The following is an 18436-nucleotide window of genomic DNA, read 5'->3' as shown; positions in this document are numbered from 1 at the left end:
CCCAGCCGCCGCGCCACCGCGAGCCGGCGGATATCCATTCGGCCAGTCCCCCAGGTCCCGCACTCGCTTCCCATGAACGAGACGACAGTGGGTAGGCGAAATCACGCGACGAAAAACGAACAACAAGCTGAGACGAAGAAGAAACGATCCACGGGAAGAGTTCTATGGTCACCCCGATTAAAAACCGGGCATCGGATGAACGGGAACCCGCAGCCCTGCGATACAGCGCCGCCTGGGACACGACAGACGCATCGGTCGCCGACGCCCGAGCGGCCGTGCGCGCGCTGCTGGCCGATGCCGGCCACCCCCCTGACCACCGGCCCAGCCAGGACGCCCAGCTGGTCGTCAGTGAGCTGGTCACCAACGCGCTCCGCCACGCCCCAGGTCCGGGCGGCCTGGCCCTGGAGGTGACACCCGACGCCGCCCTGCTGCGCATCACCGTGCGCGACAACTCCCCACGCCCACCCGAACTGCGCGCATACGACGTCCGCAGCGTGGGCGGACACGGTCTGCAACTGGTCACCCGCCTGTGCGACCAACTGCACACCATCGCCCTGGACACCGGCAAGCAGATCGTCGCCCACCTGCGCCTGCGCAGCCCCGCCGGGTAGCCGGCATCCGCGCCCTTGTCCTCGGCAGCCGCAGTGGCGTACGGCGGGCGGGGTCGGGTGGCAGCGGCCGGGAGACGTGCGACTGCGAGACGCCCGGACGTTCGCCGATCCGGGCCTGGCTGACTTCCTCCGAGCCTCCGTGACGGTTGTCCCGCGCACGCAGGCAGTGCCGTTGATCAGGCGGGTATGAGCACCCCACCCGGTGTCTGCGAGCAATTCTGCGTCGTACGTCGAGCAGTCCGGGCCCCGGAGGCGCGCTCGGCCGTCGGTGCGACGCGTGTACGGCACCGGCTCGGCTCCATTCCGTCGCCGTGACGCCGTCCTCATGGGCGTCGGCGGCACGACAGGCTTCCCCGACGTCCCCGACTCCAGCCTGCCGAGGGCAAACGGCAGGATTGCAGCCGACCTTCAAGGTGCACCCGGCACTCGATGGAATCCGCCTCTGCCACAGCCGTGTAACAGTGGCCGCACAGGTACAACTACCGCCCCGCCCCGCCGGTCGAACCCGGTGTGTCGCACAACTGCGCCGCGGCGGAACCGGTGCCGCCCGGCGCGACTCCTCTAGTCCCGACCGAACTCGGAGTTGAACTGTGCCCAGTCAGTCCCTGTCCACGCGGCTTGGCGTCACCGCCGCGCTCCTGCTCGCCGCGGGCACCCTGTCCACATCCACCGCGTCGGCGAAGCCCTCCGACGACGCTCCCGCCCGCGCCTACGTGCTGAAGGTGAGCACCAACCCGACCAGCACCGACTACACCCACCGCCGCGTCGACGTCACCGGTACCGTCACCAAGGCCGACGGCACCCCGGCGCCCAACATCCCCGTCACCATCCAGGAGGTCGTCCGCTTCACCACCTGGAATCCGTGGGGCGACCCGATCGACCCCAACTACTACGAGCCGCGCGACCTGGGCACGCCGGTCACCGACGCCAAGGGCAAGTTCACCATCCCCCGCGTCGACATCGACCACGTGACCGGCGGCAGCCTGCTCAACGCCCAGCGCAAGGTGGAGATCACCGCCTACTACGACGAGGACGGCAACGCCAACACGCCGCAGGACGGCTACTTCGCGAGCACCGCCGTGACGACCAAGGCCAAGGCCAGCTCCGTCACGTACAAGGTCAGCAAGAAGAAGGTGAAGAAGGGCGACATCCTCACCATCCAGGGCAAGGTCGCCCTCCCCAAGGGGATCGAGCGCGGGGGCACAGAGGTCTTCCTGCAGACCTACTGGGAGAACGAGTCCCGCGTGCAGACGACCACTGAGGACGACGGCTTCTTCGTGATGTCCGTGCGCGTCCGGGGCTACGACGACACGTTCAAGCTGCGCACGGCTCCGACGGACCTCTACGTGGCGGGCACGGTACAGAAACTCCCGATCACCAACACCTCGCTCCCTCGCAGGTAACCCTGCAGATGGCGGGACTCGGGCCCGAGGCGGGTCACTCTCGAACCGGCGGAGGGTGACCCTTGGGGCTGTGCGCGACCGGCGGTCCGGCGTGGCTCTCCGGCACGGATTCCCGGCTGGCCTCCGCCCGGTGCCGGGTGTCACGAACGGCGAAAGGCAGAATGCCGCTCGACTACCGTCTCTCGGTATGACCCACACCGAGATCGAGATCACCGCGGAACTGGTCCATGACCTGCTGCGCGACCAGCATCCCGACCTGGCCGATCGACCTGTGCGGCTCGGTGCGCGTGGCTGGGACAACCAGCTGTGGCGGCTCGGTGACGACCTCGCTGTCCGGCTGCCCTGGGCGACGCCGGCCGCGGACACGTTGCTGCGCAAGGAATACGCCTGGGTGCCCGCCCTCGCCCCGTACCTTCCTCTGCGAATCCCCGTTCCGCAGCGCCTCGGCGAGCCCTCCGAGCGGTTTCCGCGGCCCTGGATCGTCACCACCTGGGTGCCGGGCGAGCCCGCCGACCGCGCGCCCGTCACGCGCGCGCCGGAGGCGGCGGACACCCTGGCCGCCTTTCTGACGGCCCTTCACCGGCCCGCTCCCACCGGGGCGCCCGCCGGTCGTGACCGCGGAGGGCCGCTGACCGACCACGCCGAGGCGTTCGCCGGACAACTCGCCTCGGTCACCGAACTGGGGCTTGTCCCCGACCCGGACGCCGTGCGCGCGGTCTGGGAAGACGCCGCCGCCGCGCCCCACTGGACAGGCCCGGCACTGTGGCTCCACGGCGACCTGCATCCGGCCAACGTGCTCACCACGGACGGCACTCTCAGCGGCGTGATCGACTTCGGAGACCTCTGCGCGGGTGATCCGGCCTGCGACCTCGCCGCCCCTTGGACACTGCTGCCGGACGGCGCCGCCGACCGCTTCTACGGGGCCTACCAGCCGACCCCGGACGCTGCGACCTTGCGACGCGCACGGGGCTGGGCGGTGCTGCGCGCCCTCAGCGGCATCCTCATCGCGGACGCCGGCGTCCGAGGCCGCCCCGGCGGCAAGCCCACCTGGGGCCCACCCGCCCACGCCACGCTACGACGCCTCCTCGCGACGGCCTCCCACTGATGGGCTCCTGACCTGCCGTCGGCGCTGCTCTCCCCGGAGGGCAGACTGCGACCATGCAACTCCCCACCCGGGCCGTCGCGGCCACCGTGCTGATCGAGGTCGTAAGGATGTCCGGCCTCCCGATCAGGCCAGACACGCCGTACGTCGGCGAGGTCGTCGCCCACTGGGTCGGGAACGAGGCCGCCGAGGCCCTGACCTTGATCGAAACCCTGCCCGGCAGCCAACAGCACCGCTGCGGCTTCTCGCCGGGCTGGGGCATCCGGGCTTACGAGGACAGCCTCGACCTGGTGTTGTTCGAGGCGGCGTTCTGCTTCAGGTGCCACGAAGTCCAGATGCACGGCACGGCTGTGCCGCCCGCGCTGTCCACGCAGTTCTTCGACGCGGACGCTTCGCCGGCCCGAACGCTCCTTGCTCTGTTCCGTGAGACGGCCCCGTAGCCGGAAGATCTCCCGGAGCGCACGCGGCGACGAAGAGCGGCTGACCGCGCTGGAGGTGGCGTGCCCCGAAGACCGTCCCTATGACGCGCGGCACCTGTCAGGTGCCTCGGGTAGGGCATGCGCGATCATGTGCGGAATGGACCCTCGTTCCCTCGGCATCACTGGCATCACCGATCTGGTCGAAACCCCGTCCGTGGCTGTCGTGATCGACGTCATGCGCGCGTACACCGTGGCTGCCTGGGCCTTCGCCAAAGGCGCGCAGAAGATCGTTCTCGCCGAGTCGCTGGACGAGGCCCCTGGCACTCAAGGCTCGTAACCCGGACTGGGTGGCGCTCAAGGACGGCGAGGATCCCGTCTGACGGGCATCGAGGACGACAAAGGCTCCGACGAACGCCGAGAAGCCGAGTTGGCGGCTCTTGAGGGTGGTGCCTGAACTCGTACACGGTAACGACCGCACCGAGTTCCATGTGTGAATGGGTCGGGATCGATGGGCGGTTGCCTCGACTGACATCCGATGTATTGCGCCTTTTTGCTCGCATGGCTTGTTGGTCGTGCAGGTGATGGGCGTGTCCGTAGCTACCTCACCTCTAGACATCCCATCTATTACCCCGTAAAGATGACATGCCCTCGAAAAATTCAACGAGGGCTGTATTTCCTCCCTCCGACTGAAACCAATGGCCAGGAGATCTCGCCGTGACCCATGCGTCCCCACCGCAGAGACGAAGCGTCCTCAAGCTTGGCGGGGCCTTCGCCGTCACTCCGTTGGTCACACAACTGGCCGGCGGATTCTCCGCCGGCCAGGCCGTCGCCGCCGACTCCACCACGGCCGCGTCCGTCCAGTGGCCCACCCTGTCGCGCACGGCGCTGAAGTATCCCGTCCCCGCCGTGGACTGGCAGTCGCAGGCCCTGCCGATCGGCAACGGCCGGCTGGGCGCCATGCTCTTCGCCGGCCCGGACCAGGAGCGCGTCCAGTTCAACGAGCAGAGCCTGTGGGGCGGGGTCAACAACTACGACAACGCCCTGGCGGGCAAGCCGGACAGCGACTTCGACACCGGCATGACCGGCTTCGGCTCCTACCGGAACTTCGGCGATGTCCTCGTCACCTTCACCGCCCGCGCGAAGGTGACGGCCCCGGGCGGTCCGTACCGTACCTCGCCGTCGGAAGGCGTCGACAAGACGCACGACGGTGACGCGAACACCAAGTGGTGCATCGAGGGGCCCGGTTCGACGGTGCGATGGCAGGTCGAACTGCCCGACCCCGTCGAGGTCGCGTCCTACCGTCTGACGAGCGCCAACGACGTGCCGCAACGCGACCCGCAGGAGTGGACGTTCGCAGGCTCCACCGACGGCACCACCTGGACCACGCTGGACAGCCGCGCCCTGGCGGACCCCTTCGAGAGCCGTTTCCGGACGAAGGAATTCACCTGCGACCAGGCCGGTGCCTACCGCTTCTACCGCTTCGACTTCGTCCCCAAGCCCGGGGTCAGCCACTTCCAGGTGAGCGAGATAAGTCTGGCGGGCGTCGACCTCGGGGACGCTTCCACGTACCTGTCGTCGCCGAGCGGCCACTCCGTGGGATCGGGTGCGGGGGCCGGCTCCCGGGCCACGGACATCTCGTGCTCGGTGGACCGGGATCCGGCCACGGTCTGGCGGGTCGACGACGCCGCGCCGACGGTCGTCTGGCAGGCCGACCTCCCGCGCGCGGTGGCTGTCACCTCGTACGCGCTGACGGCGGCCCCGGACCGTCCGCAGGACGACCCCCGGCGATGGGTACTGGAGGCGTCGCAGGACGGGCAGGCCTGGGTGACCCTCGACACGCAGAACCCCGGCGCGCCCTTCGCCGGGCGCGGCGAGACGCGGACCTTCCGGATCACCGACAGCACGGAGTACCGCACCTACCGCCTCACGTTCACGCCCGGCGAGTCGTGCACCGGCTTCCAGATCGCGGGAATCGCCCTGGAGGGAAGGGCGTTCGACACGCGCACGCAGCGCACCTTCGTCGACTACCAGCGCTCCCTGGACTTCGTCGAGGGCGTCCATGTCACCCGCTTCGGCACACCGGGGCGCCGCGTCCTGCGCGAGGCCTTCGCCAGCCGGTCCGCGGACGTCATGGTGTTCCGGTACGCGTCCGACAGCGACCAGGGCCTGTCCGGAGCGATCTCCCTGACGTCCGGACAGGAGGGGGCTCCGACGACGGTCGACGCCGGCGCTCGGCAAATCGCCTTCCGCGGGGTCATGGGCAACGGCCTCAAGCACGCGTGCACCATCCGCGTCGCGCACACCGACGGCGACTTCAGCACTGACGGGTCGGTACTCCGGTTCAGCGGCTGTAGGACCCTCACACTGCTGCTCGACGCACGCACCGACTACCGGCTCGACGCCGCGGCCGGCTGGCGCGGAGCCGATCCGGAGCCGGCCGTCGGCAGAACGCTCGCCAAGGCGGCCGCCCGGTCCTACGACAAGTTGCGCGCCGAACACACCGCGGCGACCCGCTCGCTCATGAACCGGGTCTCCGTCCGCTGGGGCACCTCCGACGCGGCTGTCGTCGCCCTGCCGACCCAGGCCCGGCTGGCGCGCTATGCGGCGGGCGGGCAGGACCCGACCCTTGAGCAGACGATGTTCGACTACGGCCGATACCTGCTGATCAGTTCCTCCCGCCCGAGCGGCCTGCCCGCCAACCTCCAGGGACTGTGGAACGACAGCAACGCGCCTGCCTGGGCCTCCGACTACCACACCAACATCAACATCCAGATGAACTACTGGGGCGCCGAGACGACGAACCTGCCGGAGTGCCACGAGGCGCTCGTCGGGTTCATCAGGCAGGTGGCCGTGCCCAGCCGCGTCGCCACCCGCAACGCCTTCGGTGAGGACTCGCGCGGCTGGACCGCCCGCACCAGCCAGAGCATCTTCGGCGGCAACGCGTGGGAGTGGAACACCACCGCGAGCGCCTGGTACGCGCAACACCTCTACGAACACTGGGCGTTCACCCAGGACAAGGTCTACCTCCGTACTGTCGCCCATCCGATGATCAAGGAGATCTGCGAGTTCTGGGAGGGCCATCTCAAGGAACGCGAGGACGGACTCCTCGTCGCGCCGAACGGTTGGTCCCCCGAGCACGGGCCGCGCGAGGACGGGGTCATGTACGACCAGCAGATCATCTGGGACCTGTTCCAGAACTACCTCGACTGCGAGGCGGTGCTCGACTCCGACCCCGCCTACTGGGCCAAGGTCACGGACATGCAGGCGCGCCTCGCACCGAACAGGATCGGCAAGTGGGGCCAGCTGCAGGAGTGGCAGGAGGACATCGACAGCCCCACCGACATCCACCGCCACACCTCGCACCTCTTCGCGGTCTATCCGGGCCGTCAGATCACCCCGAACACGCCCGACCTGGCGGCCGCCGCCCTCGTCTCGCTGAAAGCACGGTGCGGTGAGAAGGAGGGCGTCCCGTTCACGGCCGCGACGGTCTCCGGTGACAGCCGGCGCTCATGGACCTGGCCCTGGCGGGCGGCCCTCTTCGCCCGTCTCGGTGACGGGCAGCGCGCCCAGGTCATGCTGCGCGGCCTGTTGACCTACAACACGCTGCCCAACCTGTTCTGCAACCACCCGCCCTTCCAGATGGACGGCAACTTCGGCATCACTGGCGCCGTGGCGGAGATGCTCCTGCAGAGCCACAACGGCGTCCTCCACCTGCTGCCCGCTCTGCCGGACGGCTGGAAGCCCAGGGGTTCGTTCACGGGGCTCCGCGCCCGTGGCGGCTACGAGGTCAGCTGTGAGTGGCGGGACGGCGAGGTCACGTCCTACAGGGTCGTGGCCGACCGGGCGCGAAGCCGACGCGACGTCACCGTGCGGGTGAACGGCGTCGACAGGAAGGTGAAGCCCAGCAAGCCGTGACGGCGGTACCCCGGCTGCGGACACGCCGCGGCCGGCGCGGGTGACATCGTGCGTCGGGCCGAGGGTTCGGATCTTCTCGGCGAGCCCGCGTCGTCGGTCCGACCGTCAGCATCGGCGGTCTGGCGGGTCCTCTCATCGGCAGCGTCGCCGACGCGGTGTCCCTGCGGGCCGAGCTGGGGCCACTGATTTTCATGCCCGCACTGAGCCGGCTGCTGTTCCGCGCCCTCCCCGAATCCGCCGCGCCACAGCCCGAGCCGGCGGCGCGTCGAAAGGGGGACGACACCGGGCCCGGGGCAGCGCGCCGCGAACCCGCGCCCGGGCCGGGGGTCAGGACACCGTGAAGTCCCTGAACTCCGCGATCCCACGGGTGCTGGTCCAGCCGTTCGCCGCCGTCATGAAGACGCCCACGTCCTGGGTGGCGGCGGCGGCACCCGGCGTGGCTGTGCCGACGGTGGTCCATGTCGTGCCGTCGGTGCTGGCCTCGCCCGTGTAGGCGGAACCGGCGCGGGTCAGGCGCAGGAACACCGGTGCGGCGAAGGAGCCGGCCAGCTTGATCGAGTCGAACGTCCCGTCCTGGCCGGAGTCCCAGGACAGCACGCATCCGTTCGACGGCGTCACGGCCAGATTGACGTATCCGGGGGAGCCGTCGACGGACAGGTCGTCGCGGACGATGAGCCCGGCGCGGGCCCACCCGCCGGTGCTGTCCTGCGAGGCGACCCGCACCGTGGCGGTGGAGGCGGTCCCGAACGCGCCCGCGCGGTGGATGGCGCCGAACTGGTTGGTACCGGCCCACAGGTCGGCGCCCGCGCCCTCGATGGCCAGCGCGGCGCCCGACTGGCCGAAGACGGCGTCGTTGAAGTTCGCGGTCCGGTACGGGTCGCGCACCCCCGTGCCTGCCATGAGCCGCACCGACGCCGAGGCCGAACCCCGGGGCCTACCCGCCGGACCCACCGATCCCTTCGAGGCGCCGCCGCGGTACGAGGCGGTGGCCCGCACGCGCGTCACCAGAGCGTCGACGGAACCCGTGAGGGTGATCTCGAAGGCCGCCGAGAACGTCTCGCCCGGCGCGACCGAGGCGGCGGTCACCGCGCCGACCGGCCGGGCGGTCAGCCCCTCCGGTGCCTCGACGGCAAGCGCGACCCCGGTCGCCGGGGCGAACCCGTTGCGGTTGGTGAACGCCACCGTGACCATGACCGCACCGCCCTCCACCACCGCCCCCCTGGGAGAGGACGCGGTCAGCGTGACCTGGTGGGTGTCGGCGGCCAGGGTGTCGTGCACCCGCCGCGCCAGCCGGTGGACGTCGCCGCTGGTCTTCGTCGGGTAACTGTCGTGCCGGTGGGCCCAGTCGTCCTCCAGCGTGAACCAGTCGACCGTCTTCGGCGGCCGGTTCTGTCGCAGGGCGCGGGACAATTCCCGGAAGTACAGCGTCCAGCGGGTCAGATAGAGGCCGCCGACCAGCCCTGACCACTCCCGGTTGGCGTAGTCGTGCAGCCCCTCCTCGCTGCTGGCCCGGCCGCCCCAGGTGCTGATGATCGACCGGGCGTCGTACTCCAGCTGGTCCTTCTCGGTCCTCGTGCCGCCCCAGGAACGGGCGTCGGCCAGCCATCTCCCGAGCAAGTGCTGCCCGCTGGTGGCCAGCACCCTGTCCATGAGCTTCATCCAGTCGAGCCAGACGCCGGTGAGCTCGTCGAAGCGGACGCGGTCGGCCGTGTCGTGGGCGGCCTTGATCTGCGGCAGCAGCATTCGGCTGCGGTTGGACAGCACCTGCCGGGCCACATCCGCCAGGTCGTAGCGGTACGCCGAGTTGTCGCGCAGCGCGGGCGTCACCTTCAGCAGTTCCGTCAGCGCCAGGTCGAACGCGGTGGTGTCGTAGCGGTCCGCCTCCGGTCCCCAGGCCGCGGCCTTGTTCGCGCCCAGGCTCGGGCGGGCCCCGAACAGTCCGTCGGGCGCCTCGCTCCAGCCGTCGGCGCGGGACATGCCGTACGCGGTCTCGCCGATGATCTTCCAGGCGGCGAGGGCGTGCGGGTCCTCGGCGCCGTACCGGGACACGGCGTACGAGGCGAACCAGTCGCCGAGGTCGATCGTGCCGGGTGTCCAGGCCAGGTCGGTGAGCAGGGCCAACGCGGCGTGGTTGTTGTCGGCGGCCTCCGGCATCGCGGCGATGCCGGCCAGGGCGCTGTCGTCCTTGTCCCGCCACTTCGGGTACTGCTCCACCCAGTCCGGGGCGTTGGCCCCCATCGGGGTGTGGCCGCCGAAGTTCCAGATGCTGCCGAACGCGTACGGCGTGCCGCCCCAGTCGCTCTCCCGGTCGGTGACCGTGGTGTAGCGGTCGGACAGGCCGTCGACGACGAACATCCGGGACTCGTCGACGGCGTCGAGGATCTCCCTGCTGGGGTTGTTCTGCCAGCCGAGGATCGCCCAGACGGCGCCGGGACGGGCCTTGCGCAGCGCCGCCTCCACGGCCCTCGCGGCCTGCCCCACGGGAACGTCACCGGCGTTGCCGCCCTCGTGCAGCAGATCCATCTTGTACATCGTGCTGTCGCCGAAGCGTTCCGACTGGGCCCGGTAGAAGGCGGCGGCGACCTCGCCGAACACGGTCGTACGCGGATCGAGCCAGTCGGGTCGCTTGAAGGCACCCCAGTCGCCCTGCGGTACGACCGCCGCGTCACCGCCGTTCTTCGCCACGAACCCGTCGGGCACGGTACCGAAGTAGCCCGGCAGTACGGGAGTCATGCCCAGCTCCCGCACCCGGGCGGTGATCTTCGCCGCGAGGTCGGCGCGCTTCTCGATGAGCCGCCGGGACACCGGGCCTCCGAACCCCGACATGTTCTGCAGCAGCCACCACGGCTGATGGGCCGGGGCCGGGATCCACGCCCTCAACTCCGCGTCCGAGTAGGCGAATTGGCGGAAGGTGTCGTAGTAGACGGCGTCGCCGCCGGTGTAGACGAGGACCTCGTTGATGCCGTGCAGTGCGAGGACGTCCAGTTCCCGTTCCCACGCGTCCCAGTCGCGGTAGGGGCCGGTGTAGCCGTCGTTGGTGTCGTTGAGGGCGAACCGGTGCGGCACGTTCGCCGATCCGGCGATCTCCCCGTGCGGGGCGGGCAGCAGCCTGGGCAGGTCCAGCTGTGCGCCGTTCCACGAAATGTCGGCCTTCGCCGCGCGCGCGAGATAGGTGTTGACGCCGGTGAGCAGCACCGCCGGGCTGGTGCCCTCCACGGTGATCGCCCCGGCCCGGCCGGTGACCCGGAACCGGTCGGCGGTGCCGCCGGCCAGCGCGCGCAGCGTGATCTGCCGGTGATGATCGGGGAGCAGCCGGCGCAGCGCGAGAGATGCCGGAGTCGTGCTGAACGGCTTCGCCGCCCCGCCCGCTGTTGCTGGGGCCGCCTGGGCGCCCTGCGGCGGGGCCAGCAGCACCACACCGCCGAACGCGGCCCCTCCGGCGAGCAGACGTCGGCGGCTGAGGGGTTGATTGCCTGTCATGAAGGGTCCTCTCAAGGCTTTGGCGATCTCTGGAGCTCAGGCCGGCCCGGCCGCGCCACGGCCCGTGTCAGGCGACGGACATCACGAAGACGTGCAGGGCGGGACCACCGCTGCCCAGGCCGTCGCCGACTTTCGGCAGCACGACGGAGTGCAGCTCCTTGTCCGCCAGATCGAGGCCGAAGGCGAAGAGGCTGACGGGGTTGTCGTCCCGGCCCGAAGAAGTGTTGCGGTACGGCAGCACCACCGCGGCGGAGGCGTACGTCCGTACCAGTCGGGCACGTCGACGGAGAAGTCCTGCTCGGTGCCGTGCGCATACACGACTTTCCCGGGGCCCGCGCCCGCGCCGCAGGTGCTGGTGCTGGTGCCGAGAAAGGCCAGCCGCCGGCCCGTGCCGGACAGGTGTACGTGCCGGCCGAACGACACCACGTTGTCCTTGGCCCCCGGCCCGGTGTCCGGCCAGGTGAAGGTGTCCCCGCCGTAGGTGACCGAGGGTCGTACGCGGCGTGCTGCGCGGTCGCCCAGGTTCCCGTCCACCGCCGCGTGTGCCGCGTGTGCTGCGTCTGTTGTGCCTGCGCCTGCTGTGCTGCTTGCGCGGTGGGGGCCGGGAGCAGCAGTCCTGCCACCAGGGCGATCATGGCCGTGGCCAGGCCCGCCCGTCTTCTTCGGTGTCCGACAACTCCGAGCACTACTGGTCCTCCTCAGGAACAGCCACGGCCGAGGCCGAGCGAGGTCAGGTCGATGGAGTCGGCGAACGCCTTCATGCCGGCGTCGTCGGGATGCAGATGGTCACCGGAGTCGTACGCCTGGCCGAGCCTCCGTGGGTCCGCCGGGTCGCGTACCGCCCGGTCGAAGTCGGCGTAGTCGTCGAAGACGTGGGCGGAGTGCCGTACGAACGCGTTGACCCGCTGCCGCCGTGCCTCCCGCTCCTCGCTCCAGCCGCCCCAGGTGAAGTCCATGTACGGGGTGATCGTGGCGCCGACGACCCGCATACCGCGCTGGTGGGCACGGCCCGCGATGGTCTTCATCCCGGGGATGATCTGCTCGGCACTCGCTCCGCCGAGGTCGTTGATCCCCTCGAAGAGGATCAGGGTCCTGGCCCCCGGCTGGGACAGCACATCCCGTTCGAGACGGTCCAGCGCCGAGGGGTTGGTCTCCGTCCCGGCGGTGATCCGGTTGCTGGTGATACCCGCGTTGAGCACCCCGGCGCCGGGGCGGCAGGCGTTCAGCCGCGCGGACAGCAGGTCGGGCCAGCGCCGGTTGGTGTCGGTCGTCGAATAGGACCCGTCGGTGATCGAGTCGCCGAGCGCCACCACCGACCCCGCCTTGGGCGCGCTCACGTCGACGCGGGAGAGGAACGGCCAGCTCGTGGTGGTCCAGGTGAAGGCGTCACCGCCGGTGTCGGCGGCATGGTCACCGGCCTGGTAGTCCGTCCAGTACACGGTCTGTTGCGCCCACCAGTGGGCGGTGATGTGGGTGACCTGACCGGACAGATAGAGGCTGACCACCAGATCGGCACCGGCGGGCAGGGGGAACCGGACCGGGTCGCTGACCGCTGTGCCCCCGGCCGAGATCGTCACCTGCCTCTTCCCGCCGAACCGCACCTCGTACGGCCGCTTGACCGCAGGTCCGCCGTCGCGCAGCCCCACGGTCGCGTGACCGATCGTCACCGGCTGGGTGGCGTACGCGTTCGACAGTCGGACACATACCCGAGAGCCGCCGACGCTGGTGCGCACCGGCATCCGTACCGTCACCTCGGACATCCCCGTGACCTCGTAGTGCTCGCTCGGAGCCGTCGCCCACGTGCCGGTCCAGCCGTGCCCATCGGCTTGCTGGCCGGCCCGGGCGGGTTCCACCGGCCCCGCCAGGGCGGCGATGAGTGCCAGCAGCAGAGCAATGGGGCCGCCGCGTATCGCACTCGGCTGTACGGCCATCAGGAACCGCCCGTACAGGTCAACTCGGCGTCCGCCCAGTCGGCGTGGTCGCTGGAGACATCGCCGTTTCCGTCGACGACCAGGTCCAGCCAGCGAGCGCCGGACACGTCCACGTCGACGGTGGTGCCGCCGTCGGAGCCGGACATGACCGGGGTGGTGGCAAGGGTGCGGCCGTCGGCGACCACCTGGAAGGAGACGCTGCCGCCGTCACCGACCTCGTCGTCCACCCCGGCGACGCCGGTGAACCTGGTGCAGCCGCCGCCCAGATAGACCCTGACCTGGCTGTTCGCGTGGACGCCGAGGCCCTTGCCGTAGGGGGTGCCGGCGATGGTGAGGGTCCGTCCGTCACCCGCCGCGGCCTCACCGTTGGACAGGTCCTTCTCGACCGGACCCCAGCCGTTGACCGCCTTGACCAGGGTCAGATCGCTGACGTACGCGTCCTTGGAGAGCCCTGGCGGTGGCACCTGCACGGCCCGCTCGCCGGTGACACTCTTCGGCCGACCAGCCTGTTTCAGCCCGGCGGTCGCCGACAGCACGGCGTAGTGAACCGGGTCGGCGGGCGGGGTCACGGAGTAGCGGGCGGTCACCGATGTGCCGGGCCGGACCCGGCCGAAGCCGGTGGCGCCGTCGGCGGTCGCGGTCCAGCCGGCCGGGACGGTCAGCGACACCTCGACGTCGCGGGCGGCGGGAGCCCCCTTCGCCACGGTGAGCGTGACGGGGACCTCGGTGGTCGTGCCGGTGCTCAGGAACGGCACGGCGTCCACCGTGATCCGCGCGCCTGGGGCGGGCATGGCGTAGGTCCTCGCGTCGTACGAGGGCGCGGACACCGTGTTCACCTTGATGCCGCCGGCACTCGCGCCCAGGTCGACGAGCTTCACCGAACCGGGGCCCGCCGCCTTCCCGGTGGACCACACCGCCAGGGCGATGGTGTTGTCGCCCTGCTCGCGCAGGATGCCCTTGGGGACGACGAACCGTGTCTGGGGCCCGGTGTCGGGCAGAGAGCGGCCGATCAGCCAGCCGTTGACGAAGATCTGGGCGCGGTACGCCGTGCTGCCGCCCTCGGGCTCCGCCAGGTCCAGCGCGAGCGCGTTGTCCTGACCCGTCGGCAGATCGAGCTTCGCGCCGGTGCGGTACCACCGCACCCCGGGTTCCGCTGCCCCGGACCGGGCGGACGCGGACAGTGAGGTGCGCTTCCAGCCGCCGTCCGGGTAACCGGGCAGTGACCAGCCGGCCCGCTCCCCGTACAGCCCCCCGTTGTTGTAGGGACCCCGTGCGGTGTCGACCGGGTTCTCGCCGCCCCTGCTGCCCTGGACCTTCCAGGTGAGGGTGGAGGCACCGCCGATCACCTCCGCGCCGAGCAGACCGCGCGGCTCCTTGGAGTAGTCGTGGCCCCATTCCTCGTTGTGCCCCGCGTTCTCGGCGAGGACGGCGAGCACGTTGTCGCCGGCGCCCTTGAGGGTGCCCGCCGGAATGTCGAAGGTGTGTGCGCCGTCGCCGGAGCTGCCGAGGTAACGTCCGTTGAGCCAGACCGCGTACTGGCCGGTGGGACCGGTGTCGGCGTTCAGCGCGAGCGCGGTCGCCGCGCCGGTGGTCCTGAACCGCCCCCGGTACCAGACATCACCGTGGTGGAAGCCGTACTCGTCCATCGCGAGCACCGGCAGTGAGCCGTTCAGTTCGGCGTCGGCGGTGGAGAGGCGGGCGGCGGTGGGCCAGGCGGAGTCGTCGAAGTCCCGGGCGGTCTCGGGGGCTTCCTCCTTGTACTTCCAGGTCGTCAGTGCGGGCAGCCGAACCGTGCGCGGCGCCTCGGTGACGGCGGTCCTGCGGCCGTTCCAGGTCACTTTCTTCGTGTCGGCGATGACCTCGATCTTCGCGGCCCTTGTCGAGTCACCGGTCAGCCTGAGGGTGTCGCCCTTGACCTCCGCCGTACGGACCAGGGACGGGCCGCGTACCAGGACCGGCCCGTCGGCGGTGTCCTGCCGCCACCAGTGGGCGGTCTCGGCGACATCGGCGATCAGCAGTTCCAGGCCGTTCACCAGCACCCGGGCCAGGCCCTTGTGGGTGTAGTTCAGCCGCAGATCGCCGCGTTCGGCGTCCCAGGTGGTGGTGACGTCACCGGCGAGCACCTTCACCTGCGGCCGCTTCGCGTACCGCAGTACCGTCTCGCCGGTTTCGCCCGCACGCCCGTACAGCAGGGCCACCTCACGGTCGCCGATCGTGGCGTGCGTCATGATCTCCGAGGTGGAGTAGACGAGCCGCTGGTCGCCCAGGTCGTAGCCGGCGACGAGGAGTTTCGCGTCCCGGCCGTCGACGGTGATAGCGCCCTGCTGCGGCACGCGCGGATAGTCGCCGTCCGAGCCGGTCAGGGACAGGGTGGTCTCGTTTTTGTCCTTCACCCGGGTGTCGGCATGCCGGACGGTGAAGAACTGGGTTCCGTCGTCGGGGTTGACGCGCCGGTGGATGCGCAGCGCCTCGTCGGAGGGGACGGGCGCCTCGGCCTTGTCGGTCCGTGCCAGCGAGCCGACCGAGTTGACGAAATATCCGAGCCGCTTGAACTCCTGGTATTTGTCCGTCAGTTGGCGGGACTCGTTGATCGGAGCGCCGTAGTCGTATGACGTGTAGACGGCGTTCGGGTCGGCGAGCCAGCCCCAGTTCGTGCCGCCGTACGTCATGTAGAAGGACTGACCGGAGACCCCGGCGGCGATGTTCATCTTGCTGAACACCCGGGTGAAGTCGGTGCCGGTGAGCTTCGCGCAGTCCTGGTAACCGGTGCCGCCCCAAGGGTCGAAGGCGCCGCCCTGAGCCTCCGGAATGATCAGCGGTGACTCGGGCTTCCAGTCGTTGACGTACGTATAGTCGGGCAGGTTCTTCCAGTCGTCCGGGTTCCTGCAGTCGAAGCCCTGCGGGTAGGCGTCGAAGCCGTAGATGTCGGGGGCGCCCTTGCCGCTCACCCAGTTCCGGTTGGCGCCGCCGTCGTTGACGAAGGTCGGCACGTCGATGCCGTCCTCCTTCGCCCAGTCGATGAGCGTCTGCATGTAGTCGGCGTCGTGGCGTCCGCCCTGGTACTCGTTCTCGACCTGATACAGGATCACCGAGCCCTTGCCGCGCGTGAGTTGGTGACGCGCGATGATCGGATTGATCCGGCTCATCCACTCCTGGGCGTCCTTCAGATACCCCTCCTCGGAGGTACGGTTCACGCCCGCGCGCGTCTTGCGCCACGCCGGGAAGCCGCCGCCGGAGACCTCGGCGTTGATGTAGGGGCCTGGCCGCGCGATGACGTACAGACCGGCGCGCTCGGCCTCGTCGAGCAGCCGCTCCACGTCACGGACGCCGGAGAAGTCGTACGAGCCCTGCTTGGCGGAGTGGTAGCCCCAGTCGAAGTAGAGCGAGACGGCGTTGAACCCGCCCGCCTTGATCTTCTGCAGCACGTCACGCCAGGCGTCCGGGCTGGGCAGCCGGAAGTAGTGGAACTCGGCGCCCCAGATGTACAGGGGTTTGCCGTCGACCTGTACCGCGTACTGGTCGTAGGTGACCGTGTGCTGGTTCGCCGTAACGGGCGCGGTCCGCGCCGGTGATACGGCCGCGCCGGCGGCCGGAGCGCCCAGGGACGTGGCGGCCAGCACCGAGGCGAGCAGCAGCGATCTCACGCGCCCTCTCATGAGGTCAGCCCCTTCACCACGGCCGCCCGCGCGGTCTCGATGTCGGTGACGTTCTTCGTACGGCCGTCCAGGTCCCGAGTGGCCTTCGTGAGAGCCTCGGTGAGAGCGGCGCTGTCACCGCCGTCCTTCTCGCGGAGCTGCGCGATCAGCTCGAAGTCCTCGATGCCTTCCTTGAGTTGCTCCCAGCGGATACTGGACATCGGCCCGTTCTTCCCGGGATAGACCAGGTACTCGTCGCCCTGGGTGAAGATGTGCACGGGCTGCTTGAACGGGTCGCTGGTCCAGCTGTTGTACGACCAGCGCAGGAACCCGTCGAGGTCGCGCTGCGCCGAGATCCACGGCAGCATCCGCGACTCGACGGCGGGGGAGTAGGACAACGTGTTGGGGTGGGCGGGCGCGCCGTACACGTAGAACGTGGTGGTCTTGCCGGCCGCGCGACGCTCGGCCGCCTTCTCCTTGGTCATCGCGTCGATGCCGCCCCAGTCCACCGACAGGTTCGACGCGACACCCTCTGTGGTGATCGATCCGGCGACGGAGATACGGTCGTCGAAGACCGGCGCCACCTCGTGCACGAAGTCCTTGACCACCGTCATGGTGCTGATCGGCCGCTCGTCGAAGGACAGCCAGGTGTCCTTCAGCCAGCCCTTCTTCCTCAAGTGGGCCTCGAAGGCGGGCAGATACGCGCCCCAGGCCTGCCGCCAGCGGCTCCCGCCCAGATCGACGTTCTCGTAGACGGTCTTCCCGCTGCGGGTGTCGGTGTAGGTGAGGTGTTCCTGGTCCTGGAAGGCCAGCATCGAGAAGGCGCCGATGTCGGGGCCGAGCCCGGCCTTCCTGGCGGTCTCGACGTACTTGTCCCAGCGGTCGAAGTCGAAGGCGAACCTGGTCCCGTTCCACTTCCAGCCGACCATGCTGGTGTACGGCGTCGCGGTCTGCGACTCCCGGGTGCCGAGCGACCACTGGTGGTGCCAGGGGTTGTCGACGATCGTCGTGTTGATGACCTTCTGACCGCGCGACGCCAGATCACGGTTGTACGCCTCGATGAGCTTCCAGTGCTCCTTCGACCACAGCTTCACCTTGTGCGCCTGGGCGAGGGTCTCCGGCTGCGCCCAGACGTCGAGGAAGAACCTGTAGTCGGCGGGGGCGGGCACGGTGGCGTCGGCGACGTCGATGGTGAGCGGGTACGTGGCCTGGGCCCCGCCGTCGACGTCGACGCGGACCGTGCCCTTGTACGTGCCGGGGCGGGCGTTCTTCGGTATGTGGAAGGTGAACCAGAGCGGCTGCGCGGCGTACGCGGGCACGTCGACCGAGTCGCGCTCCTCCAGCGGGTCGCCGACGACGTCCGGGTTACGGTCCCCGGAGACCTCCTTGGCGGAGCTGACCTGGTCGATGGTGGCCGACCAGTCGACCTCGCTCTTGGAGCGCTGTACGGGCACGTACTTCACGAACCGCACCTGCGTACTGTCACCGTCGAGCTTCGCGCCGCCCGGCCCTGTCAGGTCGCCGACCCTCGCCTGCACGTCGTCGAGGCTCTTGCCGGAGGCGATGGCGAGCTGCGCGGAGACCTGCTCGCCGCGTACGGCGTCCAGGGCGAGTTCCTTGGTGTCCTTGCCCTCGATGGCGGTCATCGGAAAGCGCGGCACGCGGACCTCGGCCGAGCTCGCGAAGGATCCGGTGGGCACCCAGGTGATGGTGTCCCTGGTGCCCATCGCGTCGGCGACCTTCACGGTCAGCCAGGTCGTGGTGGGTTTCCGCTGGTCGTCGTCGCCGGTGGCCGCGATGACGGTCGTGGTGGTCGCGACGAGCGCGCCGGCGAGGAAGGAGGCGGCGAGGGCGGATACGCGTGCGGGTACGCGTGTGGGCCGTGTCATGGTGGATCCCTTTCGGAAAAGGGTCGTCGGGTGCTGCCGAAGCTGGTGGTG

At 70.0% G+C, this 18436-nt stretch carries 10 protein-coding genes and 1 pseudogene; 6 read left to right on the top strand and 5 right to left on the bottom strand.

Annotated elements, in window-relative coordinates; translation table 11 throughout:
• Nucleotides 1-164 precede the first annotated feature (164 nt).
• The 6 genes and pseudogenes from QA861_RS02050 to QA861_RS02025 all read left to right on the top strand — a co-directional run bounded on the left by QA861_RS02050 (nucleotide 165) and on the right by QA861_RS02025 (nucleotide 7450).
• A complete protein-coding gene (locus QA861_RS02050) occupies nucleotides 165-611 on the top strand; it encodes an ATP-binding protein (protein WP_334586439.1) in 447 nt (148 codons plus the stop codon).
• Nucleotides 612-1201: 590 nt separating this feature from the next.
• Nucleotides 1202-2014: a transthyretin-like family protein gene (locus QA861_RS02045; protein ID WP_334586438.1), complete on the top strand. Its 813-nt coding sequence runs from the start codon at nucleotides 1202-1204 to the stop codon at nucleotides 2012-2014.
• A gap of 187 nt (nucleotides 2015-2201) precedes the next feature.
• Nucleotides 2202-3119 (top strand): aminoglycoside phosphotransferase family protein, encoded by a 918-nt coding sequence (locus tag QA861_RS02040; RefSeq protein WP_334586437.1) that lies wholly within the window; start codon nucleotides 2202-2204, stop codon nucleotides 3117-3119.
• 53 nt (nucleotides 3120-3172) lie between these two features.
• A complete protein-coding gene (locus tag QA861_RS02035) occupies nucleotides 3173-3556 on the top strand; it encodes a hypothetical protein (RefSeq protein ID WP_334586436.1) in 384 nt (127 codons plus the stop codon).
• Between the two features lie 136 nt (nucleotides 3557-3692).
• A pseudogene (locus QA861_RS02030) lies at nucleotides 3693-3900 on the top strand (2-phosphosulfolactate phosphatase); the annotation flags it as partial.
• A 349-nt stretch (nucleotides 3901-4249) separates the two neighbouring features.
• Nucleotides 4250-7450: a glycosyl hydrolase family 95 catalytic domain-containing protein gene (locus QA861_RS02025; RefSeq protein WP_334586435.1), complete on the top strand. Its 3201-nt coding sequence runs from the start codon at nucleotides 4250-4252 to the stop codon at nucleotides 7448-7450.
• A gap of 327 nt (nucleotides 7451-7777) precedes the next feature.
• Here the strand turns inward: QA861_RS02025 and QA861_RS02020 are convergent, their stop codons facing one another.
• From QA861_RS02020 to QA861_RS02000, 5 genes are all read right to left on the bottom strand, one after another.
• A complete protein-coding gene (locus QA861_RS02020) occupies nucleotides 7778-10930 on the bottom strand; it encodes an alpha-N-acetylglucosaminidase (RefSeq protein WP_334586434.1) in 3153 nt (1050 codons plus the stop codon).
• A 67-nt stretch (nucleotides 10931-10997) separates the two neighbouring features.
• Nucleotides 10998-11174 carry a hypothetical protein gene (locus QA861_RS02015; protein ID WP_334586433.1) on the bottom strand — a complete coding sequence of 59 codons (177 nt, stop codon included), beginning with the start codon at nucleotides 11172-11174 and terminating at the stop codon, nucleotides 10998-11000.
• 454 nt (nucleotides 11175-11628) lie between these two features.
• A complete protein-coding gene (locus tag QA861_RS02010; RefSeq protein ID WP_334586432.1) occupies nucleotides 11629-12861 on the bottom strand; it encodes an SGNH/GDSL hydrolase family protein in 1233 nt (410 codons plus the stop codon).
• Nucleotides 12861-16517: a beta-galactosidase gene (locus tag QA861_RS02005; RefSeq protein ID WP_334586431.1), complete on the bottom strand. Its 3657-nt coding sequence runs from the start codon at nucleotides 16515-16517 to the stop codon at nucleotides 12861-12863. Before QA861_RS02005 ends, QA861_RS02010 begins: the two co-directional genes overlap by 1 nt.
• Nucleotides 16514-18385, bottom strand: a complete 1872-nt coding sequence (locus QA861_RS02000) for a DUF4091 domain-containing protein (protein WP_334586430.1) — start codon at nucleotides 18383-18385, stop codon at nucleotides 16514-16516. Before QA861_RS02000 ends, QA861_RS02005 begins: the two co-directional genes overlap by 4 nt.
• Between the last annotated feature and the right edge of the window lie 51 nt (nucleotides 18386-18436).

Origin of the sequence: Streptomyces sp. B21-083, assembly GCF_036898825.1 — a bacterium.
Lineage (GTDB): Bacteria > Actinomycetota > Actinomycetes > Streptomycetales > Streptomycetaceae > Streptomyces.
This window is presented reverse-complemented; position numbering and strand designations above follow the sequence as displayed.